Annotated in this window: 18 protein-coding genes and 2 tRNA genes; 12 read left to right on the top strand and 8 right to left on the bottom strand. The window is 66.8% G+C overall.

Features of this window, described 5'->3' with window-relative positions; genetic code table 11:
* Positions 1–99: 99 nt before the first annotated feature.
* From CLU90_RS00565 to CLU90_RS30055, 4 genes are all read right to left on the bottom strand, one after another.
* A complete protein-coding gene (locus tag CLU90_RS00565) occupies positions 100–2766 on the bottom strand; it encodes a bifunctional acetate--CoA ligase family protein/GNAT family N-acetyltransferase (RefSeq protein WP_198511116.1) in 2667 nt (888 codons plus the stop codon).
* A 99-nt stretch (positions 2767–2865) separates the two neighbouring features.
* Positions 2866–3858 (bottom strand): DUF2804 domain-containing protein, encoded by a 993-nt coding sequence (locus CLU90_RS00560; protein WP_100426922.1) that lies wholly within the window; start codon positions 3856–3858, stop codon positions 2866–2868.
* Entirely contained in the window at positions 3855–5138 is a 1284-nt protein-coding gene (locus CLU90_RS00555) for a winged helix-turn-helix domain-containing protein (protein ID WP_092712444.1), read from the bottom strand. The genes CLU90_RS00560 and CLU90_RS00555 overlap by 4 nt, the downstream gene beginning before the upstream one ends.
* 45 nt (positions 5139–5183) lie before the next feature.
* Positions 5184–6563, bottom strand: coding sequence for a sensor histidine kinase (locus CLU90_RS30055; RefSeq protein WP_269799987.1), 1380 nt, complete (start codon positions 6561–6563; stop codon positions 5184–5186).
* A 165-nt stretch (positions 6564–6728) separates the two neighbouring features.
* On the opposite strand from CLU90_RS30055, the gene CLU90_RS00545 reads away from it, so the two are divergent.
* Positions 6729–8873, top strand: a complete 2145-nt coding sequence (locus CLU90_RS00545) for a TonB-dependent receptor domain-containing protein (RefSeq protein WP_092712440.1) — start codon at positions 6729–6731, stop codon at positions 8871–8873.
* A 34-nt stretch (positions 8874–8907) separates the two neighbouring features.
* Here the strand turns inward: CLU90_RS00545 and CLU90_RS00540 are convergent, their stop codons facing one another.
* Entirely contained in the window at positions 8908–9576 is a 669-nt protein-coding gene (locus CLU90_RS00540) for a response regulator (protein ID WP_100426921.1), read from the bottom strand.
* Positions 9577–9596: 20 nt separating this feature from the next.
* Complete coding sequence (locus tag CLU90_RS00535; protein WP_034755042.1) at positions 9597–9968, bottom strand: YajD family HNH nuclease; 372 nt, start codon at positions 9966–9968, stop codon at positions 9597–9599.
* A gap of 201 nt (positions 9969–10169) precedes the next feature.
* Between CLU90_RS00535 and CLU90_RS00530 the strand changes: the two genes are divergently transcribed.
* From CLU90_RS00530 to CLU90_RS00520, 3 genes are all read left to right on the top strand, one after another.
* Positions 10170–13271: a PAS domain-containing protein gene (locus CLU90_RS00530; protein WP_232731032.1), complete on the top strand. Its 3102-nt coding sequence runs from the start codon at positions 10170–10172 to the stop codon at positions 13269–13271.
* 67 nt (positions 13272–13338) lie between these two features.
* Positions 13339–14565 carry an exonuclease SbcCD subunit D C-terminal domain-containing protein gene (locus CLU90_RS00525; protein ID WP_092712436.1) on the top strand — a complete coding sequence of 409 codons (1227 nt, stop codon included), beginning with the start codon at positions 13339–13341 and terminating at the stop codon, positions 14563–14565.
* Between the two features lie 16 nt (positions 14566–14581).
* Positions 14582–18340 (top strand): AAA family ATPase, encoded by a 3759-nt coding sequence (locus CLU90_RS00520; RefSeq protein ID WP_092712434.1) that lies wholly within the window; start codon positions 14582–14584, stop codon positions 18338–18340.
* Positions 18341–18344: 4 nt separating this feature from the next.
* Here the strand turns inward: CLU90_RS00520 and CLU90_RS29620 are convergent, their stop codons facing one another.
* Positions 18345–18512: a hypothetical protein gene (locus tag CLU90_RS29620; RefSeq protein ID WP_175539255.1), complete on the bottom strand. Its 168-nt coding sequence runs from the start codon at positions 18510–18512 to the stop codon at positions 18345–18347.
* Positions 18513–18689: 177 nt separating this feature from the next.
* Here CLU90_RS29620 and CLU90_RS00515 point away from each other — a divergent pair, with 177 nt between their 5' ends.
* The 5 genes from CLU90_RS00515 to CLU90_RS00495 all read left to right on the top strand — a co-directional run bounded on the left by CLU90_RS00515 (position 18690) and on the right by CLU90_RS00495 (position 21407).
* A complete protein-coding gene (locus CLU90_RS00515) occupies positions 18690–18899 on the top strand; it encodes a hypothetical protein (protein ID WP_034755039.1) in 210 nt (69 codons plus the stop codon).
* Positions 18900–18959: 60 nt separating this feature from the next.
* The gene (locus CLU90_RS00510) at positions 18960–19817 is read left to right on the top strand and encodes a hypothetical protein (protein ID WP_092712432.1); all 858 of its coding nucleotides are present in this window, start codon (positions 18960–18962) and stop codon (positions 19815–19817) included.
* 58 nt (positions 19818–19875) lie between these two features.
* Positions 19876–21054, top strand: a complete 1179-nt coding sequence (locus CLU90_RS00505; RefSeq protein ID WP_139178221.1) for a methyltransferase — start codon at positions 19876–19878, stop codon at positions 21052–21054.
* Between the two features lie 56 nt (positions 21055–21110).
* Positions 21111–21187: transfer RNA gene (locus tag CLU90_RS00500), tRNA-Met, on the top strand.
* Between the two features lie 143 nt (positions 21188–21330).
* A tRNA-Met gene (locus CLU90_RS00495) sits at positions 21331–21407 on the top strand.
* 65 nt (positions 21408–21472) lie between these two features.
* On the opposite strand, the gene CLU90_RS00490 is transcribed toward CLU90_RS00495, so the two are convergent.
* Positions 21473–22141, bottom strand: coding sequence for a hypothetical protein (locus CLU90_RS00490; protein WP_139178219.1), 669 nt, complete (start codon positions 22139–22141; stop codon positions 21473–21475).
* Between the two features lie 224 nt (positions 22142–22365).
* Between CLU90_RS00490 and CLU90_RS00485 the strand changes: the two genes are divergently transcribed.
* The 3 genes from CLU90_RS00485 (at position 22366) to CLU90_RS00475 (ending at position 26492) form a co-directional block, all read left to right on the top strand.
* On the top strand, positions 22366–22884 hold the full coding sequence (locus CLU90_RS00485; protein ID WP_092712426.1) for a sigma-70 family RNA polymerase sigma factor: 519 nt from the start codon (positions 22366–22368) through the stop codon (positions 22882–22884).
* 1 nt (position 22885) lies between these two features.
* On the top strand, positions 22886–23896 hold the full coding sequence (locus CLU90_RS00480; RefSeq protein ID WP_092712424.1) for a FecR domain-containing protein: 1011 nt from the start codon (positions 22886–22888) through the stop codon (positions 23894–23896).
* Positions 23897–23996: 100 nt separating this feature from the next.
* Positions 23997–26492, top strand: a complete 2496-nt coding sequence (locus tag CLU90_RS00475; RefSeq protein WP_100426920.1) for a TonB-dependent siderophore receptor — start codon at positions 23997–23999, stop codon at positions 26490–26492.
* Positions 26493–26562 lie beyond the last annotated feature (70 nt).

Here is a 26562-nt window from a genome sequence, read left to right as displayed (position 1 = left end):
CGTGCCGGATATATCATCCTGGAAGTGAAAGTGTAAAGACTACCGACAGGGCCCGGTTTGATCCTGCACAAACCCGCGGCGGGCCAGCCGCGCTTTCTTTTACGGCGCGCGCAGGCCGATATGCAGGTTGACGACGCCGGGCTCTTCCGATGGCGTGACTTCGCCGCCAAAACTTTTCACGAGCCGCTGCATGCCCTTGTTGCGCGCCATGGCCTCGCCCACCAGCGCTTCCGTGCCCCGGCTGCGGAAATAGTCGACGAGCTTCTCGAACAGGATGTGGCCCAGCCCCTTGCCCTTCAGGGCCGAGCGCACGGCGATGGCGAAATCGGCGTGGATATTGTCCGGGTCGGCCACGGCGCGCACCACGCCCAGGGTTTCCGGCTTGCCGTCCGGGCCCGTGTGGGTGGCAATAAAAGCCATGGCGCGGTCGTAGTCGATCTGCGTCAGGCGCGCCAGCTGCGACACGGGCAGCTCGCGCATGGACGTGAAGAAGCGCAGGCGCACGTCGTCCGGGTCCAGCGCGTGGAACAGGTCCATGTGCTGCGGCGCATCCTCGGGACGGATGGGGCGCAGCAGAATCGATTGCTCCATCCACGTCACCTGCTCTTCCAGCTCCTGCGGATACGGGCGGATGGCCAGGCGGTCGCTCTTTTGCCCGGGCTGCAGGCGGATGCGCGCGTCGAGGGCGATCACGCCGTCGGCGTCGGCCACCAGCGGGTTGATGTCGAGTTCGGCCAGTTCGCCGATGTCGGCCACCAGTTCGGCCACCTGGATCAAGGTGTAGCAGATGGCGTCGATGTCGGCCGGCGGCTGGTTGCGGTAGCCGGCCAGCAGTTTCGACACGCGCGTGCGCGCCAGCATGTCGCGCGCCAGCACCATGTTCAGCGGCGGCAGGCCGATGGCGTGATCGGCCGTCACTTCCACGGCGATGCCGCCCTGCCCCACCAGGATCACGGGGCCGAAGGCGGCGTCCGTCGTGACGCCGACGATCAGTTCATGCGATTGCGGCCGGCGCGCCATCTGCTGCACCGTGAAGCCGTCGATCAGCGCGTCGGGGCGCATGCGGCGCACGCGCTTCTCCATGGCGGCGGCGGCCGTGCGCAGTATGTCGGGCGTGTCGAGGTCGAGCGCCACGCCGCCCACGTCGGATTTGTGGGCGATGTCGGGCGAATGGATCTTCAGCGCGACGGGATAGCCGATGTCGGCCGCCACGGCCAGCGCCTCTTCCACGTCGGCCGCCATGCGCGTGGTGGCGACGGGAATGCCGTAGGCGGCAAGAATCTCTTTCGAGCGGCATTCGCCGAGCACCGTCTGGCCGGCCGCCAGCGCGGCGGCGACGATTTCGCGCACGCGCGCGCGGCGCGGCGTCGCCGACATGGGCAGCTGCGCCGGCACCTGCATCAGGGTTTCCTGGTTGCGCCGGTACTGCACGATCTGCATGAAGCCATGCACGGCCTTTTCCGGCGTGTCGTAGGTGGGAATGCCGGCCCGGTTGAAGACCTGGCGCGCGGGCGCCACCGTGGTGCCGCCCAGCAGGCATGACAGCACCGTGCGCGAGGTGGCCTTGATCAGCGGCGTGACGGCTTCGGCGATGTCGATCGACGAGACCATGGCCGTGGGCGCGTGCAGCAGCAGCAAGGCGTCCGCCTGCGGCTCGTCGAGCAGCGGCTTGATGGCGTCGGCATAGCGCTGCACGGCCGCGTCGCCGGGCAAGCCGACGGGGTTGTCGTGCGACCAGCCGCGTGGCAGCGCCTTTTCCAGCGCGATCACGGTATCGGGCGACAGCTCGGCCAGCTTGCCGCCGCTGCCCACCAGCGCGTCGGTCGCCATCACGCCCAGGCCGCCGCCGTTGCACAGGATCGCCAGGCGCTCGCCGCGCTGCGAGCGGATATGCGTCAAGGTTTCCACGGCGTCGAACAGTTCCTCGGCCGAATACACGCGCAGCATGCCGGCGCGGCGGATGGCCGCGTCGTACACGGCGTCCGAGCCGGCCAGCGCGCCCGTATGCCAGGCCGCCATGGCCGCGCCTTCCGCCTCGCGCCCCGCTTTCAGGACGATGACGGGCTTGCTGCGCGCGGCCGCCCGCGCGGCCGACATGAATTTGCGCGCCGCCTGGATGTCTTCCATGTACAGCAGGATGGCGGCCGTGTCGACGTCGCCGGCCAGGTAGTCGAGCAGGTCGCCGAAATCGATGTCGTAGCTGGTGCCGAGCGAAATGAACTTGGAAAAGCCCACGCCGTGCGCACTGGCCCAATCGAGCACGCCCGACACGAGCGCGCCCGATTGCGACACGAAGGCGATCTTGCCGCTCGTCGCGCCGACATGGGCGAAGCTGGCGTTCAAGCCCAGCTTCGGCACCAGCAGGCCCATGCTGTTCGGCCCCAGGATACGCAGCAAATGCGGCTTGGCCGCCTTCAGCATGGCCAGGCGCAGCGACTGCTCGCGCACGGGATCGAGGCCCGACGTCATGACGATGGCCGCGCGCGTGCCCAGCGCGCCCAGTTCGCGGATCAGCGCCGTGATGGTGGCGGGCGGCGTGCAGATGATGGCCAGGTCCGGCGCCTTGGGCAAGTGCGCCAGCTTGCGGTAGCATTTCAGGCCCATCAGCTCGTCGTACTTGGGATTGACGGGCCAGATTTCCCCTTGGTAGCCGCCGCCCAGCAGGTTGTACAGGGCGATGGCGCCCAGCTTGCGCTCGCGCGCCGTGGCACCGATCAGGGCCACCGAGGCCGGCTTGAACAGCTTGTCGAGATTACGGATACTCATGTTCTGGCCTCATGGTTTGCCGGAGCGACTGTGCGCCAGTGTAAAGGATGCGCAGGCAAATAAATTTGACCTTGCGATGTGTTTCGCGAAAAAGCATGCTTACCAGCGCGAGCGGTGGCTTTCCGTCACGCCCGCCAGCTGCGCCACGATGCGCTTGGGAGAGTCCGCGCTGGTGCGCACCCAGCCGCTGAACGTGCCGATGGGCTGGATGTAGCGGCTGGCGGCGATCCACAGGTTTTTGTCTTCGCGCCGCGCGCCTTCCGGCTTGAAGTGCAGGTCCAGCAGATCGTCGTCCGTCCACACATGCCACGGCGCCAGCGGATTATCGGGATTGAAGTCGAAATGCGCGCGGCCCAGCGCATACAGCTGGCCATCGAGCCAGAGCGCGTTTTCATGCGCGCCGAAATAGCCGGCCTGCAGATTGAAACCGAGGTCCAGGCTGTGCGCCGAAGCCCAGCGCCATTCCGTCTCGCGCGCCAGCAGCCCGTTCGAATAATCGAAGCTGGCCACGCCGTCGTCCAGACTGTAGCCGACGGCGCCGCAGCGCACGGTGCCCCACAAGGGCAAGCCGCCCGACTTTTGCGTCGCATGCACGCTGCCGCCCTCGCCCACGGGGCCGATGGCCAGCAAGGTGGGCGCCACGGGCGGGCCCCATTCCGCATCGATGCCGAAATGGCCGCAATCGAGCCGCAGACGGCAGCGCTGCTGCGGCTGCGCCTCGATGCTGATCTTGTGCGACAAAAAACGGAAACGGCTGCTCGCGCCCGCATGCGGCGCCACCGACGCGCACAGGCCGGGGATGCCATCCTGCGAAAAGGTCGCCACGATCTTGCCCTTGTGGCGGTCGAAGGCATACGCGAACGCCGTGCTGGTCCAGCCCAGGTCGACGATGGCCACGCCGCAAAATACGGCCGGTGTCGACAGGGCCACGTAATGCCAGCGCTTGTGGTGGAACAGCCGCCACAAGGCGCCGCGCGCGTGCGGCGGCGCCAGCGCGGCCCAGTCGAAGGCGTCCAGCTGGCCCGTGTAGCGGCCAAAACATGGCTGGCCGTCCGCGCCGAGCAGATGGGAGGGAGCCGGCGGCAGCATCATGCGGCCCGCCTTGCGGCGGCATCGCCGTCTTGCAGCGCCTCGGCCAGCAGCGCGCCAAAAGCGGCCGGCTGCGCCTGGGCTATCTCGACCTGCGGGCAGGCATGCCACAGCGCCAGGCGCCGCACGGCGCCGGCCACGTCCTGCACCAGGCGGGGGCTGACGCGCACGCCGTCCTCCAGCGCCAGCGACTTGATCTCGAAGCGCCCCTGCGCGCGGTGCGCCTTGGCGTCCATCCGCCCCACGAGCGCGCCGCGCCGCAAGATCGGCAAGCTGAAATAGCCATAGCGGCGTTTTTCAGCGGGCGTATAGCACTCGAGCCGGTAGTCGAAGCCGAACAATTCCAGCGCGCGGCGCCGGTCCCAGACGACGGGGTCGAACGGAGATAAAATCGTCGTCAGGGTGGGCGCCAGCTTGCCGGCAGCCGCGTCGCGCAGCAACTCCCCATGCCCGGCATGCACGTACACGGCGTCCATCCAGCCGTCGACCGTACAGCGCAGCAGCGCGCCCTCATCCGCCAGCGCCTGCAAATCATGCGTCAGGCTGGCGCGTGGCTGTTTCGTGCGGAAGTAGTCACTGATCCAGCTGGCCCGCGCCAGGCCCAGCGCCTTCACGCTGGCCAGCAGCAGGCGCCGGCGCACCTGTTCTTCGGTCGGCAGCAAGCCGTCGTGCCAGCCCGGCAAAACACGTTCGGCCAGGTCGTAATAACGCTGGAACTGATGGCGCTTGGCGATCATCAGCACGCCCGACGTGAACAGTACTTCGAGCGAGCGCTTTTCCGGCTTCCAGCTCCACCAGCCGCCTGCCTTGCCATCCGTGCGCTCGAAATCGGCCGAGCGCGCAGCGCCGTTGGCGCGGATATGTTCGAGCACGGAAGCGACGGCGTCGCCCTGCTCGGACATCCATTTGACGGAATACTTCCAGCCCATGGCGGCCGGGTCCAGCATGCGGTGGCGGTACAAGCCATAGTCTTCGATGGGCACGAAGCACGCTTCATGCGCCCAGTATTCGAACAGCGCACCCTCGGCCAGCAATTGCTCGAGCCATGGCTGCGGATAGTCGCCCAGCCGGCTCCACAACACCAGATACGGGCTGCGCGCCACCACGTGGATGGTGTCGATCTGCAGCACGCCCATCTGGCGGATGGCGGCCAGCACGTCGGCCTTCACGGCTTTCTTGCGGCGCGCCTGCAGCAGGCCCTGCGCGGCCAGGTGCAAGGCGCGCGCGGCGGCCAGGGATAAGGAAGGGATGTCGGGAGGCGTGTGCTGGTGTGGGCTGTGCATAACAGAAAGATACCGCATTCCGCATCCGTCTTGTGCGTTTTATCGCTATCGGATCGCGCAGCCGTTGGCCACGCCAGGCGCGGGAAACACGAGCGTCACCGCCAGCCCCCTGCCCTGCAAGCCCGTGCCAAGCACGATGTGCGCCCCATGCCGCTCGGCGATGCGGCGCACGATGGACAGTCCCAGGCCGCTGCCCGGCAACTGCCCGCCACCCAGGCGCACGAAGCGCTCGAACGCGCGCTCGTGCCATTCCTGAGCGATGCCCGGTCCCGTATCGGCCACGCGCAGGCAGCTGCGCCCATTCTCCACGCCGCAGCTGACGGCCACAAAGCCCGGTGCCGGCGTGTAGCGCAGGGCATTGTCGACCAGGTTGCGCAGCAGCAGCTGCAGGCTGTCCGCGTGCAGCGCGCACGGCGCCGGCGCCATGTTCACGCTCAGCGACAGCCCGTACGGCGCGGCCAGCGCCTGCCATTGCGCGCCCTGCTGCGCCAGCAGGTGCGTCAGGTCGCCCGGCGCCAGCGCCGTCTCCGCTTGCGACTGCGGATCGAGCCGCGCCAGCGCCAGCAACTGGTTGACGAGGCGCGTGGCGCGCTCCACGCTGGCGCCCAGGGCGGCGATGAATTCCTCGCGTTCGTCCGCGCTGCGGGCCCGCTGCAGCACTTGCAGATTGGTCTTGATGGCGGCCAGCGGCGTGCGCAATTCGTGCGCCGCATCGGCCGTGAAGCGCTGCTCGTTGTCGCGGCTTTGCCGCACCCTGCCGAACAGGCGGTTTATTTCCAGCAGCAGCGGATGCAGCTCGGCGGGCGCGCCCGCGAGCCTGACGTCGGCCAGTTCATCGGGCGTGCGCGCCGACACTTCATCGGCGCACGCCTGCAGCACGCGAAACACGCGGTGGATGCTCCACCAGATGGCAATCGTGGCCAGCGCCACCAGCAGCAGGCCAAACAGCGCGATGCGGTAAAAGAAGCCGCGGCTGATGTCGTCGCGGTGGCTGGTCGGCTCGGCCACCAGCAGTTGCAAAGTGCGCTGCGGGTCCCACAGCGAAAACAACCGCCAGCGCTGGCCGCCGATGCTGGTCCAGGACAGGCCGTCCGGCGCGCTGCGCGACAGGGCGATGTCGGACGCCGCGTCATTGCGGTACAGGACGCGCTGCTGCGCGTCGCGCACCTTGAACAGCAAATACTGGTGGGGATTCGGCTGGCCGCGCAGGGGCAGGTCGATGGGCCCCGTCAAGCCGTGTTCGCGCGCATCCTTTTCCACCAGCGACAGCAGCAGATGGCCCGTTTCGGTCAGCGACTGGTCGAACAATTCCTGGCTTTCGCGGCGCGCTTCCACGTACACGATGGCGGCGCTGCCCACCCACAGGGACAGAGTCAGGCCCAGCAGCACGGCCAGCAAGGTACGCCGCAAGGACCAGGTTTTCACGCCGCCGCCAGCCGTTAAGAATCTCTTAAGAACTTCTGCGCAAGATCCGGAGCGACATATTTTGTGGATAGCCATGACCGCAATTGTAAATGATTCTTATTGCTTTCATGATTCCCATTACATCGGTAATACAGACCAATAACTAATTAACCCCCAGGAGTTTGCATGTCCAACAGTACCCGCCGCGCGCGCCTGCCGCGCCCCACCACCCTGGCCCTGGCCTTGGCCGCCCTGTCCTGCCTGCCCGCGCACGCCCAGACGGGCGCGCCTGCCAGCATGCCCGAAGTGGTCGTTTCCGCCGCCGGTTTCGAGCAGGACATCAAGCAGGCGCCCGCCTCGATCACGGTGCTGACGCGCGAAGAGCTGTCGAAGGAGCGCTTCGGCAACCTGACGCAGGCGCTGGAAAGCGTGGAAGGCATCGACGTGGGCGCGGCGGGCGACAAGACGGGCGGCATGAACATCAGCATCCGCGGCATGCCCAGCGACTACACGCTGGTACTGATCGACGGTCGCCGCCAGAACGCGGCCGGCAACGTCACGCCGAACGGCTTCGGCGGCACGCAGACGAGCTTCATGCTGCCGCTGGCCGCCATCGAGCGCATCGAAATCATCCGCGGCCCCATGTCGACCCTGTACGGCTCGGACGCCATGGGCGGCGTCATCAACATCATCACGCGCAAGGTGGGCAAGCAGTGGATGGGCTCCGTCTCGGCCGACTACACCGCGCAGCAGGAATCGGACTTCGGCGACGTCAAGGCCGGCCGTTTCTACCTGAGTGGCCCCATCGCTACCGACCTGCTGGGCCTGTCCCTGCGCGGCAGCAAGCAGCGCCGCGACGCGGCCAATATCCGCTACCCGAATGCGGCCGGCGGGAATACGACCGCCAGCATGGGCGCCAACCCCGTGCGTGCGGACATTGAAAACTTCGGCGCGCGCCTGGCCTTTACGCCAAACCGCTACCACACCGTCATCCTCGACGCCGACGCAGGCCGCCAGACCTACGATAATTCGAAGGGCCAGCTCGGCACCAAGACTGTGCAAGGCGGCTACGGCCCGGAACAGAAATACAAGCGCGACCAGTGGACCCTGTCGCACACGGGCCGCTTCGGCTTCGGCACCCTCGACAGCAGCTACATGGTGAACAAGACGGAAACCCTGGGCCGCACGATTCCGCCAGGCACGCCCGGCGCCGTGGCCGGCAGCGCGCGCACGCTGGAAGTGGAAAGCCAGGTGTTCGACACCAAGCTGGTCATGCCATTAGGCAAGCACATGGCGACCGTCGGCGCGCAATGGTGGAAGGCGGAAATGACGGATGGCGTGGCGCCAAAGACATTCGAGTTCACGCAAAAAGCCCTGTTCGTGGAAGACGAATGGCAAGTGCTGGAGAACGTCGCGCTGACCTTCGGCGCCCGCTATGACGATCACAGCATCTTCGGCGGCCAGACCAGCCCCCGCGCGTATGCCGTGTGGAACGCGACGCCGAGCTGGACCGTCAAGGGCGGCGTCAGCAAGGGCTACAAGACGCCGCGCGTGGAACAACTGTCGCCCGGCATCAACGGTTTTGGCGGCCAGGGCACGATCCCTCTCGTCGGCAGCCCGGACTTGAAGCCGGAAACGAGCACGACCACGGAAATCGGCGCCTACTTCGACAACCTGGCCGGCTGGACCGCCAGCGGCACCGTGTTCAACAACGCATTCAAGGACAAGATCACGACGGGCACGGGCCTCGTCAACTGCGACTACCGCCCGTCGCCGAACCGTCCCGGCTGCGTCAGCTTCGGCAACTGGCCCAACGTCGATGCGTTTGGCCAGTCGGTCAACGTGGATGAGGCCGTCACACGCGGCGTCGAGCTGAACACGCGCTTCCCGCTGGGCAAGACCTTGTCGGCCAGCGCCAACTACACCTACACGGAAAGCGAACAGAAGAGTGGCAGCAACGCGGGCAAGCCCCTGAGCGACACGCCCAAGCACGCCGTCAATGCACGCCTGTCGTGGGATATCTCGCGCGACTGGAATGGCTGGCTGCGCGCCGAATACCGCAGCGAGCGCTTCCGCGATCCGGGCACCTCGGCTTCCACGCGCGCCGCCAAGGCCGCGCTGGGCGACTACAAGGGCTACACCATGCTGCACCTGGGCAGCAGCTACCAGCTGAACAAGCGCGTCACCCTGAACGCGGCCGTGTACAACCTGCTCAACAAGGACTTCATCGACTACCAGCCGTACCGCGCGCCGGCATTGACCTACGCCAACCGCTATGTCAACAGCCTGGACGGACGCCGTCTGTGGCTGTCAGCCACCGTCGATTTCTGATCAAGGGGGCGGCCTGCGGGCCGCCTTTTTTTCGTCAGGCCGCTTTCGGCTTGTCGATGCAATAACCGATCGCATGCACGGTACGTATCAAGTCCCGCCCCAGCTTCTTGCGCAGGTGATGGATATGCACTTGCACGGCATTGCTTTCCACCTCGCCTCCCCAGCTGTACAGGTTTTTCTCCAGCTGTTCCCGGCTCAGCACGCGGCCGCCGTGTTCCAGCAGCAGTTGCAGGATGCGAAATTCCTTCACCGTCAGCATCACGGGCAAGCCCCCTTGCGTCACCTGCCGGTCCGCGATATCGAGCACCAGGTCGCCGTGCACGAGGTTTTCGCGCAGGCGGCCGGCGGCGCGGCGGCAGGCGCTGCGGATGCGCGCGGCCAGCTCGTCGAGGTCGAACGGTTTCACGATGAAGTCGTCGGCGCCCGCGTCGAGGCCGGCGATGCGTTCTCCTACCTTGTCGCGCGCCGTTACGACCAGCACGGCGCCGCTGTAGCCGTTATCGCGCAGCACGCCCAACGCCTGCATGCCGTCCTGCCCGGGCAAGCCCAGGTCGAGCAGGATGCAGCCATAGTCGTGCAGGCGCACGGCCGTGTGCGCGTGTTCGGCGCTCGTGACCCAGTCGACGGCGTAGCCGCCCTGCTCCAGGCCGATCTGCGTGGCGCGGCCCAGCTGCGGGTCGTCTTCGGTCAGCAAGATGCGCATGGGAAAGCGGCGCGGCCCGCTCAGTCCTTTTTCTTGATCAGGCCCGCCAGCGCGGCAAACGGATTGTGCGTGGCCGGCGCCACCTCGGCCGACAGCAGGCCGGCGCCACGGTCCGCTTCCAGGTAGCGCGAGTGCTCATTATCGTGGCAATACAGGCACAGCAGTTCCCAGTTGCTGCCATCGGGCGGATTGTTGTCGTGGTTATGGTCGCGGTGATGCACCGTCAGCTGCTGCACGTTGGCGCGCGTAAATTCGCGCATGCAGCGGCCGCACACCCACGGATACATCTTCAGCGAACGCTCGCGGTAGCCGCTCTCGCGCTGGTCGGCGGCGCGGCGCGCTTCGGCCACGATCTTGTCCAACCGTGCCGCATCGGGCTTTTTACTCTGCATGACAACTTTCGATATGGGAGGTAGAAGCATCCATTTTAATGAGGATGGGGGCGCAATTGTACTTTTTCTGCCACGCCGCCCGCCCCTGTCGCCGCCGGCGTGCTTTTTTTAGCGTGCGCGGCACCACAATTACTTGATTTAACGCAAAATAAGCCCAGCGACAGACCGCGAACAGACGATGGGCGTGGCGGCGACGGGCTTATGCGCAAGGCAGCCGATTTCGGCTATCATGCGCGCCACGCCGCCCCTCCCTTTTTCCATGAATCCAGCCTGCAAGCGCCCGTGATAGCGATAACGAGACCCCTGCAACGCCTTGCCCGCCGCCTGTACCGCATCAGTCTGGTGCCCCTGTCCGCGCTCATCCTGCTGCTGGCGCTGTGGGCAGCCGTCTACTATCAGGTGGGCCAGGAGCGCGCCAATGCCGTGCGCGACGCCGTCGCCGTCAGCCAGTCGCTGGCGCGCACCCTGGCCGACCATACCGGTTTCACCCTGCGCCAGACGGACCACGCCACGCAGCTGTTCAAGCTCAAATACGAGGAAACGGGCGGCAGCCTGCGCCTCAATGAATTCACGCGCCGCCAGGGCTTGCTCGACAGCGTGCTGCCATCGAAGCTGGAGCTGCCGATCGCCCTCGTCGACGCGCAGGGCAACGTCATCGACAGCGCCCATGCCTATCTGCCGGAAAACCTGGCCACGCAGGCATTTTTCAAGTCGCTGGCCGCCAATGCGTCCGACACGGTCCTGGTCGATACGCCGATGCTCGACGCGGAGGGCAAGCGCTGGACCATCCGCCTGGCGCGCCGCCTGAACGATGCGCGCGGCCGCTTCGCCGGCGCCATCGTCATCCACGTCGACCCCACGTATTTTGTCGACGACTACGACCGCCTGAACCTCGATGAACAGGGCGCGCTGATGCTGGTGGCGCGCGACAGCGGCCTGACGGCGGGGCGCATCGGCGAGCAACTGATCCTCAGCGACCGCATCGACTTCCGCATGCCGGGTCCGCCGCAGCACGCCGCCGAGGAACTGCTGATCGAGCCGCCCGTCGACGCGACGCCGCGCATCTACAGCTACCGCGAGCTGCCGCGCTATCCGCTGCTGGCGGTGGTGGGCGTGAGCCGCGCCGCCGCCCTGGCCCGCTTCGAACACCGCCGCCTGTTGTATGTGGGCGCGCTGCTCGCCGCCAGCGTGCTCATTGCCGGCTTTACGACCCTGCTGATGCGCCAGAGCGCGCGCCTGCGCCGCAGCATCCGCCAGGCGACGGAAACGCAGGCGCTGCTGCGCGCGGCGCACCACGGCAGCCTCGACTCGGTGCTGCTGCTGAAAGCCTGGCGCCCCGCCCCGGGCAAACCGGTGGAAGACTTCATTTTCGCCGACATCAACGAGCGGGCCGCCGACATGCTGGGCAAGCCGCGCTCCGAACTGCTGGGCCAGCGCGTGCTGCAGCACATGCCGCTGCTGCGCGGCGAGCGTTTCTTCCAGCGCTTCGTGCTGGTGATGGAAACGCGCCAGCCGCTGGAAGATGAATTCGAGCTGACCCTGGCCTCGGGCGCCACGCGCTGGCTGCGCCACCAGGTGGTGCCGATCACCGACGGCGTGGCCGTCACCTCGCGCGACATCAGCGCGCGCAAGCACGACGAACTGGCGCTGCAGGACAACCGCAGCTTCCTGCAGTCGCTGATCGACCATCTGCCCGTGCTCGTCTACGTGAAAAGCGCGCGCCCGGAAAACTTCGGCCAGATGGAAGTGTGGAACAAGGCGGCCGAGGACATCACCGGCCACCTGGCCGCCGACGTCATCGGCAAGACCGATTGCCAGGCCTTCCCGCCCGACTTCGGCCTGCACGACGCCGAGGACGACCGCGCCATCCTGGCCGAGCATGGCGTCATCGACCATACGGAAAAGCCGCTGCGCCTGGCGGACGGCAGCCTGCGCTACCTGCGCGCCGTCTCCGTGCCCGTGTTCGACGAACGCCAGCAGATCGAACATATCCTGTGCATCGCCGAGGATATCTCGCAGCGCCGCCAGCAGGAGCTGGAACTGCGCCAGAAACAGGCCGAGCTGGCCGCCGTCAACGATGCCTCGCCACTGGGACTGGTGCGCCTGGACCGCCAGCGCCGCTGCACCTACGTCAACCGCACCTTCGAATCGATCACGGGCCTGCCGCGCGCGGCCGCCCTGGGCGCCGGCTGGACCAGCGCCCTGCACCCGGACGACTATCCGCTGATGCACGTGGCGCTGGAACAGCTCACGCGCAGCCATGCGCCGTTCCAGTCCACCCTGCGCTACCTGCAGCGCGACGGCAGGCTGGTATGGGTCTCCGTCAAAATTGCCCCCATCCTCATCGACGGCAAGATCGAAGGCTACGTGGGGACCCTGGACGACATCACCACCTTGCGCGAATCGGAAGTGGCGCTGCTGGAAAGCGAAGCGCGCCTGCGCACCATCGCCGACACCTTGCCGGCCATGATCGCCTACATCGACGCCGACCAGGTCTACCGCTTCCTGAACATCGCCTATGAACGCGAATTCGGCCTGACGGGCCGCCATGCACTGGGCAAGCGCGTGCGCGAGACAGTGGGCGAGGCGCGCTACCGCACGGTGGCGCCGTATATCGAAAGAGTGCTGGCCGGCGAAACCCTCAGCTTCGAGGAAGAGGACGACAAGGAAGGCATCGAGCGCTGCATGGAAGTGATCTACATCCCGCAGATCGGCGAAGACAAGCTGCAGGTGGTGGGCTTTCACGTGATGCGCCAGGATATCACCGTGCAAAAGCGCGAGAAACAGCGCCTGCTGAAGCTGGCCCAGGTCGATGCGCTCACGGGCCTGTCGAACCGCGCCGGTTTCCAGCAAAAACTCAGCGACGCCATGCACGCGAGCCGCCAGCAGCAGCACCTGATGGCCGTCATGTACATGGATATCGACCGCTTCAAGCCCGTCAACGACACGCACGGCCACGGCACGGGCGACGCCCTGCTGCGCGCCTTCGCCCAGCGCCTGACGCACACCATGCGCGCCACCGACATCATCGCCCGCCTGGGCGGCGACGAATTCACCATCATCATGGAACAGATCACCCGGCCAGACGACGCGGCCGTGCTGGCGGAAAAAATCGTCACCGCCATGCGGCAGCCGTTCGAACTCGACGGCATCACCGTGCGCATTTCCGCCAGCATCGGCCTGGCCTTCTACCGCGACGAAGACATCTCGCCCGCCGCACTGCTGCAGCGGGCCGACGTGCTGCTGTACAAGGCCAAGCAGGATGGGCGCAATACATACAGAGCTGGCGCATTGACGGCTTGATTTAGCCCCTGGCGCATGCCGTCATTCCTGCTATATTGGCGCCTGTCCTCCCTACCGTTGCCACACCATGCGCCTGCTGCACACTTCCGACTGGCATCTGGGCCAGACCCTGCACAATTTTGAAAGGGGCTACGAGCACCAGCGCTTCCTCGACTGGCTGCTCGACACGCTCGTGGCCGAACAGGCCGACGTGCTGCTCGTCGCCGGCGACGTGTTCGACAACGCCAACCCGTCGGCCGCCTCGCAAAAGCAGTTGTACGTGTTCCTGCAGCAGGCGCGCGCGCGCCTGCCTGCGCTGCAACTGGTCGTCGTCGCCGGCAACCACGATTCGGCCGGACGCCTCGAAGCGCCCGGCCCCCTGCTGGCCGCGCACGGCACGCACGTGATCGGCCATCTGCTGCGCGACGAGGCAGGCAATATCGACCTGGAACGCCTGCTGCTGCCGCTCGCCGGCAGCGACGGGCAAGTGCAGGCATGGTGCCTGGCCGTGCCCTTTCTGCGTCCCGGCGACGTGCCGAAACTGCCGGCCGGCGACACGCAGGACGCCTACCTGGGCGGCATCGCCCTGCTGTACCGCCAGCTGGCGGACCTGGCGCTGGCGCGCCGCCAGCCCGGGCAAGCCATCCTTGCCATGGGCCACTGCCACATGGTGGGCGGCGAAATGTCGAACGATTCCGAGCGCCGCATCGTCATCGGCGGCACGGAGATGCTGCCGTCGGGGATTTTCGATGCCGCCATCGCCTATGCGGCACTGGGCCATCTGCACAAGGCGCAGGCCGTGGGTGGCCAGGAACGCATCCGCTACTGCGGCAGCCCGATTCCCCTGTCGTTCGCGGAAGTACACTACCGCCACCAGGTGCTGTGCCTCGACATCGACGGCGAGGCGCTGCAGTCCGTGCGCGCCATCGAAGTGCCGCGCGCCGTGCCCCTGCTGCGCGTGCCCGCCACGCCGGCGCCCATCCACGAAGTGCTGGCGCAGCTGGCCGCTCTCGACGTGCCCGATGCGCCAGCGGAAGCGCAACCCTTCCTGGAAGTGCGCGTGCGCCTCGACGCGCCGGAACCTGGCCTGCGCACGCGCATCGAAGCGGCGCTCGACGGCAAGCCCGTGCGTCTGGCGAAGATAGAAACGTCGAGCGCCGCGCGCGGCAGCGCGCCCGAGAACCTGACGCTCGACCAGCTAGGCCAGCTGCAGCCCGATGACATCTTCCGCCGCCTGTACCTGCAAAAATACGGCAAGGAAGCACCACCCGAACAACTGTCGGCCCTGGCCGAACTGCTGCTGCCCGGCGCGTGAACGCAACTGAAGAACCATGAAAATACTGAACATCAGCGGCAAGAACCTGGCTTCGCTGGCCGGCGAATTTGAAGTCGACTTCCAGCAGGAGCCGCTGGCGTCTTCCGGCCTGTTCGCCATCAGCGGCCCCACGGGCGCGGGCAAGAGCACCCTGCTCGACGCCCTGTGCCTGGCCCTGTACGACGCCACGCCCCGTTTGCTGAAAGTGCTGGGACGGGGTAGCGCGCTGCCCGACGTGGGCAAGGAAACCGTCAGCGCCCAGGATACGCGCACCCTGCTGCGCCGCGGCACGCCGGACGGTTACGCGCAAGTGGACTTTGTCGGCAACGACGGCGCAAGCTACCGCGCGCGCTGGAGCGTGCGCCGCTCGCGCACCAAGGCGGAAGGCGCGCTGCAGGCGACCGCCATGAGCTTGCACCAGCTGCCCGCGCTGCAGCCCATCGGCGGCACCAAGACGGAAGTCAAGGAAGAGATCGAAAAGCGCATCGGCCTGTCGTTCGACCAGTTTACGCGCGCCGTACTGCTGGCGCAAAACGAGTTTTCCACCTTCCTCAAGACGGAAGACAATGAACGGGGCGAATTGCTGGAAACCCTGACCGGCAGCAGCATCTATACGGACATTTCCATGCGCGCCTTCGAGCGGGCGAAAAAGGAAAAACAAATCCTCGAACGCCTGGGCGAAAAACTGGCCGACCAGCGTCCCCTGTCGCCGGAAGAACGGGCCGAGACGGCAGCGCTGGGTGTAGCGGCCGAAGCGGCCCTGCAACACATCGACGTGCGCAAGGCCGTGCTGGAACTGCAGCAGCGCTGGCATCAGGAGACGCACAAGCTGCAAACCCAGGTGACGGCAGCGCAGCAAGCTTTGGACAGCGCGGATGCCGAACGGGCCGCCGCCGAAGAGCGCCGCGCGGCGCTGGCGCAGTGGGAATTGCTGCAGCCGGCGCGGCCCCTCGTCGACGACGTGGCGCGTCTGGCGAACGACATCGCCAGCACGGGCGCGGCCTTGGAAGCATCGCGCGCGCAGGCGGCGCAGGCCGTGGCCAGCGAAGCGCAACTGGCGCAGGCCGCGCAGCTGGCCGCAGCGGACTTGCTGGCGAAGGAAGCGGCGCAGCACGACGCGGCGCCCCTGCTCGACCAGGCCAAGGCGCTCGACGCCGGCATCGCAGCCCACTTGCCCGCGCATGAGCAGGCAAGGCAAGCGGCGCAAGGTGCCGACCAGGCCAACGAGGCGGCGCGCGCCGCGCTGCTGGCGCTGCAGCAGCGCCAACACGCCGCGCAGGCGGAACAGGAAGCGGGCCGCCAGTGGCTGGCAGCGCACCAGCAGTGGCAGGCGCTGGCGCAATCGTGGCAATTGTGGGATCAATTGTTTGCCCAGGCCGGGCAAGCGGCCGCGCAAGCCGATGCGGCCGACGCCAGCATCGCCGCATCGGCACGGCAGGTAAGTCAGGCCCTTGACACAACGCAGGCGGCGCAAGCGGCGCTGGCCGGGGCCGCTGCCGCGCTGGCGCTGCGCGATGCCGAACGGCGCGAGGCGCTGGCGGCCATGCAAGCCATCGATGGCCAGGGGCTGCAGGAACAGCGCGGCCAGCTGGAGGCGCACGCGCGCATCTTGAGCAGCGCGGAAAAAACCTGGAGCGAACTGGCACGCCAGCAGCAGGCGCTGGCGCACTGGCAAGCGAAGGCGGCCCAGCTGGAGCAGGCCGCGCAAACGGAAAGCACGGCATTGGCGGCGGAAGCGGCGCAAACAGCGTTGCTGGAAGCGCGCCTGGCGCAGGCCGAAAAATCGTTGAAAGGTGCCGAAGCGGCATGCGCGGCCAGCGTGGAGCAGCTGCGGGCCAACTTGCAGGACGACCTCCCGTGCCCCGTCTGCGGCGCGCTGGAACACCCGTACAGCCACGCCGACCACGCCTTGCAGGCGATGCTGGCCAGCTTGCAGGATGACGTGCTGGCTTGCCGCACGCAAGCGCGCGGCAATCTGGAGCGGCTCGCCACGCACAAGGCGGCACTGGCCGCGACGGCGCGCGAACAGGCGCAAACGGATGCCGAACTGGCGGCCCTGCCATCCGTCATCGACAGCTTGAACGCACAGTGGCAGCCGCATGCGGAGACCTTGCAGCTGCCACCGGAAGACGCGCGCGCGGACTGGTTCGCGCGGCAGCTGGCGGCCAATGCGGCCGGCTTGCAGGCGCTGGCGCAACAGGAAACGGCGCTGCGCCAGGCCGGTGCGCGGCGCGAGCAGGCGCAGGCAGCGCACGAACTGGCGTCCAGCGACCACGCGCGCTGCACCGGCGCCGTCGCCGATGCGCAAGCGCGGCTGGCCCAGCTGCAGGCGCAGCAAGCGGGCAATGCCGACAAGGGCGAGTTGGCGCGCGCCGCGCTCGATACCCTGCTGGCGCAGCTCGATGGCGCATTTGCCGACGCCGATGGCGCCGAAGGGTGGAAAGACAGCTGGCGCGCCGGCCCGGCCGACTTCCGCGCCGCGCGTGAATCGGAAAGCCGGCAATGGCTGAAACAGCAGGCGGACCAGGACGACCGCGGCCACGCGCTGGCCACCCTGGCCGCGCAACTGGAAGCGGCGCTGCTGGCCGCCGGCAAGGCGCAGCAAGCGGCGCTGCAAGCCCACGCCGCCTTTGCCGCCGCCGACAAACAGTTGACGGCACTGCAGGCGCAGCGCAACGCGCTATGGCAAGGCCAGGGCGTGGCCGAAGTCGAGCGCGCGCTGGCGGGCGCCATCACGGCAACGAGGGAGCTGCTGGCGCGGCAGCAGACGGCGGCGCAGTCGGCCAGCCAGGAGCGCGCGCGCGTCGACGAAGCGTGCGCGCAGCTGGCGCAGCGCCTGGCCGCCTTGCGGGAACAGGAACACGGCGCCACGGCCGCCCTGCACGACTGGCTGCGCCAGTTCCAGCAGCTACACCCCGCCCACGCGCCCGCCACGCCGGACGAGCTGCGCGCGCGCCTGGCCATCGCGCCGGACGCCATGCGCGCCGAACGCGACGCCCTGCAAGTGATCGCCGACCGCCACACGGCGGCCGTTTCCGTGCTGGCCGAACGCAGGCGGCAGCTGGCCGCGCACGTACAGCAGCCGCCCGAGGCGCTGGAAATGGACGTGGCCGCGCTGCAGGCGGCGCTGGACGCCCTGCTGCTGGAACGCCAGGCCGCCAACGAGGAAGCGACGCGCTTGCGCCTGGCCATCGCGCAGGACGACGCCAGGCGCCACAGCGCGCAAGCGATGCTGGCGCAGATCGAGGCGCAAGCCGTCATCGAGCGGCGCTGGGCCAGCCTGAATGAATTGATCGGCTCGGCCGACGGCAAGAAATTCCGCAATTACGCGCAGCAATTCACCCTGGAAGTGCTGCTCGGCTATGCCAACGCGCATTTGCAGCACCTGGCGCGCCGCTACCAATTGGAACGCATCGACAACCCGAACAATCCCTCGCTGGGCCTGATGGTGCGCGACCAGGACATGGGCGGCGAGCTGCGCTCCGTGCACTCGCTGTCGGGCGGCGAATCGTTCCTCGTCTCGCTGGCGCTGGCGCTGGGCCTGGCCTCGCTGTCCTCGAACCGCGTGCGCGTGGAATCGCTGTTCATCGACGAAGGCTTCGGCAGCCTGGACACGGAAACCCTGCGCGTGGCCATGGATGCGCTCGACGGCTTGCAAGCGATGGGCCGCAAGGTGGGCGTCATCTCGCACGTACAGGAAATGACGGAGCGCATCGCCACCCGCATCCTCGTGCAGCCCGGCTCCGGCGGCAAGAGCGTGGTGACGGTACGTTAGGTCGCTAGCGGCTGGCCGGCTCCCGGCACAGCCTGAGCATATCCCAGCCCAGTTCGCGGCGGATCTGATCGGGGTCGGGCGGGGGCCGGCGCTGTTCCAGCTCCGCTTTCAGCCACTTCCTGACCAATTCCTTGCCAGGTTGCTGGCGCTGTTCCTTGTCTTGCTTGTCCATGGTGCTACCTCTTCAATGGATGCCAGATGGCCTCCGTAGTGTCTCAACGTGATAGACCGGATTCAGTTGACTTCAGCGTGGCGCAGTTGCAACAACGTGTAACGATGGCCGGAGTGCGTTAAAATCGCCGCCTTCGCGCAGCGACCGCCTGCGCCCCGCAACAGTTCAAGGAACCCCATGAAAGCCGCCCGCAGCCTCACCTTCAAGTGCGTCAAATGTCACAAATCCATGCAGGTCTACCTGCAAAAAGTCTCCGCCTGCTCGCATATCCAGCCGTATCAGGGCATTTGCGCATGCGGCGAACTCAAGCGTCACGCCACGGGCCAGGCCGATGCCGTCAAGTCCTACCTGGAATCGGCGGACGGTAGCTGGTCGCACCACCACTGATGGTTAAAGAATGGGGAGATACTGCCGTTAATTCGCATATCTTCCCCATTTGAACCGACCATGTCCCAGCTTCCCGCCCTCGCCAGCCGTCAACCCGCCTCGAATACGCTGGCTGGCCAGCAGCCGTCCCGCACGGGCAGCGGCGCCACGGGGCTGGCGGCTTCGCCGCTGATGCAGCGCACGGCGCAAGACGTGGTGGCCCTGTCGAAAAATGGCCTGGACCTGTCGGCAAAGGGACTGTCGCAACGCACCGATGCGCTGGGCAACGCCACCGTCGACGTGGCGCAGGATTTTTTGTCCACCATGACGCGCCAGATGTTCGGCGATGGCGCCAAGATCTCCTTCGATTCCGTCGACCTGCAGGCCGGGTCCAGCTTCAGCAGCGGCAGCACCAGCGTTGCGGGCGCCAATGGCAGCAGCCGCGCGGCCGCCTTCAGCCTCGATGAAAACGCGCATTTCATCGGCAAGGGCAAGATCACGACGGCCGACGGCCAGACCTTCGACTTCGAAGTGGAAGTGCAATATCAATCGAACATCAGCGCGGGCATGCTCGAGCAAACCCAGGGCGCAACGCCGCAGGCCCCGGCATCCGATGACGGCGCCCTGCCCTCCAAACAGTTGCCCGACACGCATTTCGGCGGCAATCTGCACGATCTGTTCAAGCTGCTGGGCCAGCAATTGCAAAGCAATCTCTATCAGGGCCTGTCCGACGGCACCAGCGCCAGCGGCAACGATGGCGACCTGGCGGGCAGCCTGAGCCTGCGCTTGCTCAAGCTGGTGCAGCCGGACGCGGTGGCCGACACCGGCAAGAAAACCGTGGCAGCCACGCCGGAAGAGCAGGCGCGCGCCCGCGCGCTGGAGCTCGCCTATGGCACGGACAGCGCCGGCAGCACAGACGGCACGGCCAGCAACGTATAATGGAAGACGGCCTGCGCAGGCGACCATGCCGCGCGCCCCCTTCTATCGATTGAAACCCATGTCCGACACCTCTTCACCTACCGTTCATCCGCAGATCCACTGGAGCGAAAACGGCGCCGAACACGCGGCCCGCTGGCGCTCGGAAAGCGGCATGCCGCCGCCCAAGCGCGTCGTCATCGCCGATGACCGCACGACGGCCGACCAGGCTTACCGCCTGGCCTGCGAAGGCACGGCCATGCTGTGGCGCGGCGACTTCCAGAACGCGCGCCAGCTGCTGCAGGCGCTGGCGCGGCGCGCCGACCACAAGAACGACAAACCGAGCAAAAAGGCCAAGGCCGCCAAGCTGGCCAAGCCGGAACCGTCCGCCACGGAAGCCTTCCATTTGCACCGCCAGGCCCAGTCGCAACGCGCCCGCACCCTGGCCATGCTGCTGCTGCCTTTCGACGCCGACTACACGATCCCGCTGCGCCGCGCGCCGGACGTGAAACTGGCGTGCAATGAAGCGTATGGCCGCGGCGAAGAACCGTTTATCGCCTCCTTGCGCGAACTGCTGGGCCTGATCGGCGCGCACGAATGGCGCCGCACGGGCGTGGAACTGCCGGCCCTGGGCCAGCGCATCCATCCGCATTACGGCGTGTTCGCGCCGATCCGCGGCGAATACGTGGGCCTGGTGGCGGAAGCGCCGCTGCCCGCGCGCGCCAGCCTGGCCTTCGACATCGGCACCGGCACGGGCGTGCTGGCCGCCGTGCTGGCGCAACGCGGCGTGCAGCGCATCGTCGCCACCGACCAGGACCCGCGTGCCCTGTCCTGCGCGCGCGAAAACCTGGCCCGCCTCGATGTGATCGACAAGGTCGAGGTGGTGCAGGCCGACCTGTTCCCCACCGGCCGCGCGCCGCTCGTCGTGTGCAATCCGCCCTGGCTGCCGGCCCGCCCCAGCTCGCCGATCGAATACGCCGTCTACGATCCGGACAGCCGCATGCTGCGCGGTTTCCTCGCCGGCCTGGCCGACCACCTGGAGCCAGCCGGCGAAGGCTGGCTGATTCTGTCGGACCTGGCCGAGCACCTGGGCCTGCGCCCGCGCGCGCAATTGCTCGAGTGGATAGCGCAAGCGGGCTTGAAGGTCGTCGACCGCCTGGACGTGAAACCGACGCACCCGCGCGCACAGGACGCCACGGACAGCCTGCATGCGGCCCGCTCGAAGGAAGTCACCTCGCTGTGGCGCCTGGCGGCGGCGTAATCGGGGGTCTGAAACCCGGCCATTGCGCATTGCAGCAAACCCCGCTATAATTCGCCTGCGGGGTGGAGCAGTCTGGCAGCTCGTCGGGCTCATAACCCGAAGGTCACAGGTTCAAATCCTGTCCCCGCAACCAATCTATAAAAGCCGCTGATTCCTGCAAAGGGATCGGCGGCTTTTTCCATTGTGCCGCAGTATGTCCACTCCCCTCGTGCAAGCGCATTGCCCTCGCCTGCAATGCGCTCTTTCGCAATGCAACAAACTCGGTTATAATTCGCCTGCGGGGTGGAGCAGTCTGGCAGCTCGTCGGGCTCATAACCCGAAGGTCACAGGTTCAAATCCTGTCCCCGCAACCAATACATAAAAACCGCTGATACCTGCAAGGGCATCAGCGGTTTTTTCATTGCGGGTCTGGCACTTTTTACACGGCGACGCTGGCCCTGATCTGCCTGGCCGCCGCGTGCAGGCTGGCCGCTACTCTTTCCAGCTTGTCGGCGCCCGCCGTTTCGGCCAGGGCGGCAAAGGCGCTGATATGAAACGTGGCCACCATGGCCGGCGACACTTCAAGCTCCAGCGCCGTCTTGCTCAGTTCCGTCGACGCCTCGAGATAGGGCTCGCTGCCCGCCTCGAATGCCTGTTTGGTTTCCAGCAGTTCCTGGCCGCCTTCGGCCTTGGCCAGGCAGGCATCGACTTTTTGCTGGAAGGCCGGCAAGGTATCGCGCACGGGGCCGGGCTCAGGCGCCGCTTCCGCTTCCGGCTCCACGGGCGCAGGCGCGGCTGCGGGCGGCTTGGCGACAGGCGCCATGTCGCGCAAGGTCAGCCAGCGCTCGACGGCGAGGAAATCGGCAAACGGCTCGGCCACCTTCGGGTTCATCAGCCAGACTTCGCCCGTGCGCCAGTCGATCCGGGCGCCGCGCTCGTTTCTCGCCAGCAAAATATCCTTGCCGCCATCGGCGTTCGACACCCGGCCGATGTCGAGCCAGTTCATCAATTCCGCCTGGCGCGACATCGCGTTGACCCGGTGAAAATAGGCCAGCCATACAAATCGGGCGACCAGGAGAACCAGGGCACCTCCAACCATCCACATCATTTTTCGCTCCGCTCCGCGCCACATCGACAGCCCGCATTTTCTCACATGAAAGCTTGCGCCAAGGAAACTTTTACATCTGCCGTGCGGCAGCGCAAATCCGGCGCCGCGCGGCCCGGGCGGGCAGTCGCATTTCAGCAACGCCACGTTTTCCTGATTGCCTGGCGTGCGCCGCTGCGCTATCATGAGAACAATTCTCATTTAGATTAAGCTGCATTCCACCTGCCATGCTGTCCGCCCCTTCCCCGCCATCCGATTTCCAGGCCCTGTATGCCCAGCACCACTCGTGGCTGCTGCACTGGCTGAAGCGCCGCCTGCACGATGCGGGGCTGGCCGGCGACCTGGCGCAGGATACCTTCATCAAGATCTTCGTTGCGCGCAGCAGTGCCGGGATCGCGCAGCCGCGCCCTTTCCTGGCCACCATCGCCAAGCGCCTGCTGGCCAACCACTGCCGGCGCGAAGAGCTGGAACGGGCCTACCTCGACGCCCTGCTGCACCAGCCGCAGGCGAGCACACCGTCGCCGGAAGCGATGTCCATCCTGCTCGAATCGCTGCAGCTGGTCGACCGCGCGCTGGACCAGCTGTCCGCCAAGGCCAGGGCCGCCTTCCTGCTGGCCCACCTGGACGGCATGACCTACGCCGAGATCGCCGCCGAACTGGGCACCACCACGCATTCCGTCAAAAAATACCTGAGCAAGGCCAATCTGCTGTGTTTTTTTGCCGTGCCCGATTTTGCCGCATCCTGACATGCGCGGCACCACCGTCTACGCACAGGGCCAGCCCATCGACCTGGCCATCGCCATGCAGGCAGCCGAATGGCTGGCCACCCTGATGAGCGGCGAAACGACGGCGGCGGAAACAACAGCCTGGCAGCAGTGGCGCCAGGCGCACCCCGACCATGAGCGGGCATGGCAACACATCGAAAGCGCCAGCGGCGGCTTGCGCGAACTCGATGCGCAGGCCAGCCGCACGGCGTTGACACAGCGCTCCCGCCCTGCCTCGACCATCTCGCGCCGCCGCAGCCTGCAGTTGCTGGCGTGGGTATCGGCCATCGGCCTCACGGGCTGGTTCGGCGCGCGCTCGGAATACGCGCCCGACATGGCCCGCGCCGCGCTGGCCGACCTGTCCACCGGCGTGGGCGAACGCCGCGAGCTGACCCTGCCCGACGGCAGCCGTCTGCACCTGAACAGCGGCAGCGCCGTCAACATCCGCTACACGGGCACGCAGCGCCTGTTGCAGCTGGTGCGGGGCGAAGTGTTCATCGCCACCGCCCGCGAAACGGGCATGCCCTACCGCCCTTTCCTCGTCGAAACGGCGCAAGGCCAGGCGCAGGCGCTGGGCACGCGCTACTCGGTGCGCCAGGCCGATGGCAGCACCCTGGTCGCCGTCGAGGAAGGCGCCGTCCGGCTGACGCCGCGCCATGGCGACGCCAACCCCGTGATACGCGCGGGCCAGGGCGGCGGCATGACGGCACAGGGCACCCTGCCCGCGCACGCCGTCTCGCCCGACGTCTGGGCCTGGCGCCAGGGCTTGCTGCTGGCCGACGCCATGCCGCTGCGCGACTTCCTGCATGAGCTGAGCCGCTACCGCCACGGCTTGCTGGGCTGCGACGATGCCGTCGCCGGCCTGCGCATCTCCGGCGTCTTCCCGCTGGCCGACCTGGACGCCGTGCTGCTGTCGCTGCCCGATTCCCTTCCCGTGGACGTGCGCCTGCGCACGCGCTACTGGGTACAGGTCGAGGCGCGCCAGCCGCGCTGAAAATATATTTTGACGCCGGCGCAAAAAAAAGTACCCACTTTCGATTCTCGCGTGACCTGTGTACGGAAAGTTCTTTTGACGACTACAACACAAGGTAACCATGTCTCCCGCCATTCATTCCAAGCCGCGCATCAAACCCATGGCGTATGCCATTCAGCTCGTCTTCCTCGGTTCGGCCCTGCTGCTGAACGTCCAGGCGCCAGCCCTGGCGCAGGAAAGCACGGCCGCCGCCGCGGCCACTCTCGACTTCCAGGTGCCGGCCGGCGACCTGTCGGCCGCGCTGCGCCAGGTCGCCAGCCAGGCGCGCGTCATCCTCAGCTTCACGCCGGAACAGACGCGCGGCAAGACGTCGGCCGGCTTGAGCGGCCGCCACGAGGTGCTGGCCGCCCTGAACGGCGTACTGCGCGGCACGGGCCTGAAGGCCGAACGCAGCGCCAACGGCAGCTATGTGCTGCGCCCGGCCGATGCGGCGGCGGTTGCTGAAGCACTGGCGATGATGCCGGAAGTGTCGGTCAAGGCGCAGCAGGATGCGACGGAAGGCTCGGGCGCGTATGTCTCCACGCTGCCGATCGCCACGGCAACGCCGCTGGGCCTGTCGGTCAGGGAAACGCCGCAGTCGGTCAGCGTCATCACGCAGCAGCGCATGCAGGACCAGGGCTTGAACACCATCGCGCAAGTGATGGCGCAAGCGCCGGGCATCACCCTGTTCTCGCTGGGCAGCGAGCGCTCCGGCTTTACGTCGCGCGGCTATGCGATCACCAATTACCAGCTCGATGGCGTCAGCACGCATTCGGAAAACCTGGGCCTCAATGCGATACCGTCGCAAAGCCTGGCCGACATGGCGCTGTACGACCGCATCGAAGTGCTACGCGGCGCCTCGGGCCTGATGACGGGTGCGGGCGACGCCTCGGGCGCCATCAACATGGTGCGCAAGAAACCGACGGCGCAGTTTCAGGCGTCCGTCGAGGGCGAGCTGGCCTCCCGTAACGAACGGCGCGGCATGGCCGACATTGCCGGCCCGCTCAACGAGGCAGGCAGCGTGCGCGGCCGCCTCGTCGCGCTGCACGGGGAAGGCGACAGCATCATCGACAACTACAGCCACGATAAAAAAGTCGTGTATGGCGTGGTCGAGGCGGACCTGTCACGCGACACGAAGCTGACGGCCGGCGTCACGCACCAGCGCAAGCGCTCGAACGGATCCTTGTCCTACCTGGGCTTCCCCCTGTTCTACAGCAATGGCGCAATGACGGACCTGCCACGCTCTTTCAGCCCGGCCGCCAAGTCGAACCGCTTCGGCAGCAATTCGACCGACCTCTTCGTCACCGTGGAACACGCGCTGACGAACGACTGGAAGCTGAAAATCTCGGCCAACCGCGTGCAGTCCTCGCAGGAAGAGCGCTCCGTGTTCATGAACGTGAGTAGCGCCTTTCCCGACCAAGCCACGGGAGATGGCCTGCGCATGAGCGCCGACTACCGCGATTACCAGTTGCAGGTCAACAGCGTGGACGTCAACGTACGCAGCCCGTTCAGCGCATTCGGCCGCCAGCACGAACTGGTGCTGGGCATGGACTACAACGAATTTCAAAGTACGACGGATGGCCGCTTCGACAAGAACATCCAGGGCCAGCCCGTCAACCTGTACCGCTGGAATCGCACGGCAACGCCCGTGTTTGGCGACACCTTCGTCACCTACGACAGTACGCGCCGCCAGGCCAGCGCCTACGCGGCCAGCCGCTTTACGCTGTCCGAACGCCTGAAACTGATCGCCGGCGCAAAGGTGCTGCGCTACAGCGAAAACTACATCTCGGACGCGCCCACCGTGCCATTTTATAGCGCGTCCCCGGCATCGGACAGCAACGTCTTCACGCCGTACGGCGGCCTCGTGTTCGACATCGATGGCACGCACAGCGCCTACGCCAGCTACTCCACCATCTACCAGCCGCAAGCCTCGCAAGACCGCTACGGCAAGCTGCTGGCGCCGCGCGAGGGCAAGACCTTTGAAGCGGGCATCAAGAGCGGCTGGTTCGACGGCCGCCTGAACACGTCCGCCGCGCTGTATCTGATCCGCCAGAAAAACCTGGCCGAATCGGATCCCGGCTATACCCTGCCCGGCTCCAACGATCCGGCGTTCCGCACCATCAAGGGCGCCGATACCAAGGGCATCGACCTGGAAGCGACGGGCGCCATCACGCCAAGCTGGAACATCTCGGCCTCGTGGTCGTACAGCCAGACGGAAAACAATACCGGCAAGGCGATCCAGACCACCTTCCCGCGCCATCTCGTCAAGCTGTGGACCACTTACCGCCTGCCCGGCGAGCTCAATCGCCTGACGGTGGGCGGCGGCATGAACTGGCAAAGCCGCGTGTATTCCGATATCGAGGCGTGGCAGATCAACAGTACCCTGCACTGGGAACAGAAGGCGTACTCGGTGGCCAGCCTGATGGCGCGCTACGACGTCAACGACAAGCTGTCGGCCACCGTCAACGTGGCCAACCTGTTCGACAAGCAGTACACGGCTTCCGTGTCGGACTGGTGGTACTCGGGCATGTATGGTCCGGCGCGCAAGGTGGCGCTGAGCGTGCGTTACCAGTTCTAGTATTTCGCACCGGCGCAGGGCCGGTGATACAATTTTCCCGCTTCACGGGCGTTGCCGGCCATTGCCGCCA

Source organism: Janthinobacterium sp. 67 (assembly GCF_002797895.1).
Classification (GTDB): Bacteria; Pseudomonadota; Gammaproteobacteria; order Burkholderiales; family Burkholderiaceae_D; genus Janthinobacterium.
This window is presented reverse-complemented; position numbering and strand designations above follow the sequence as displayed.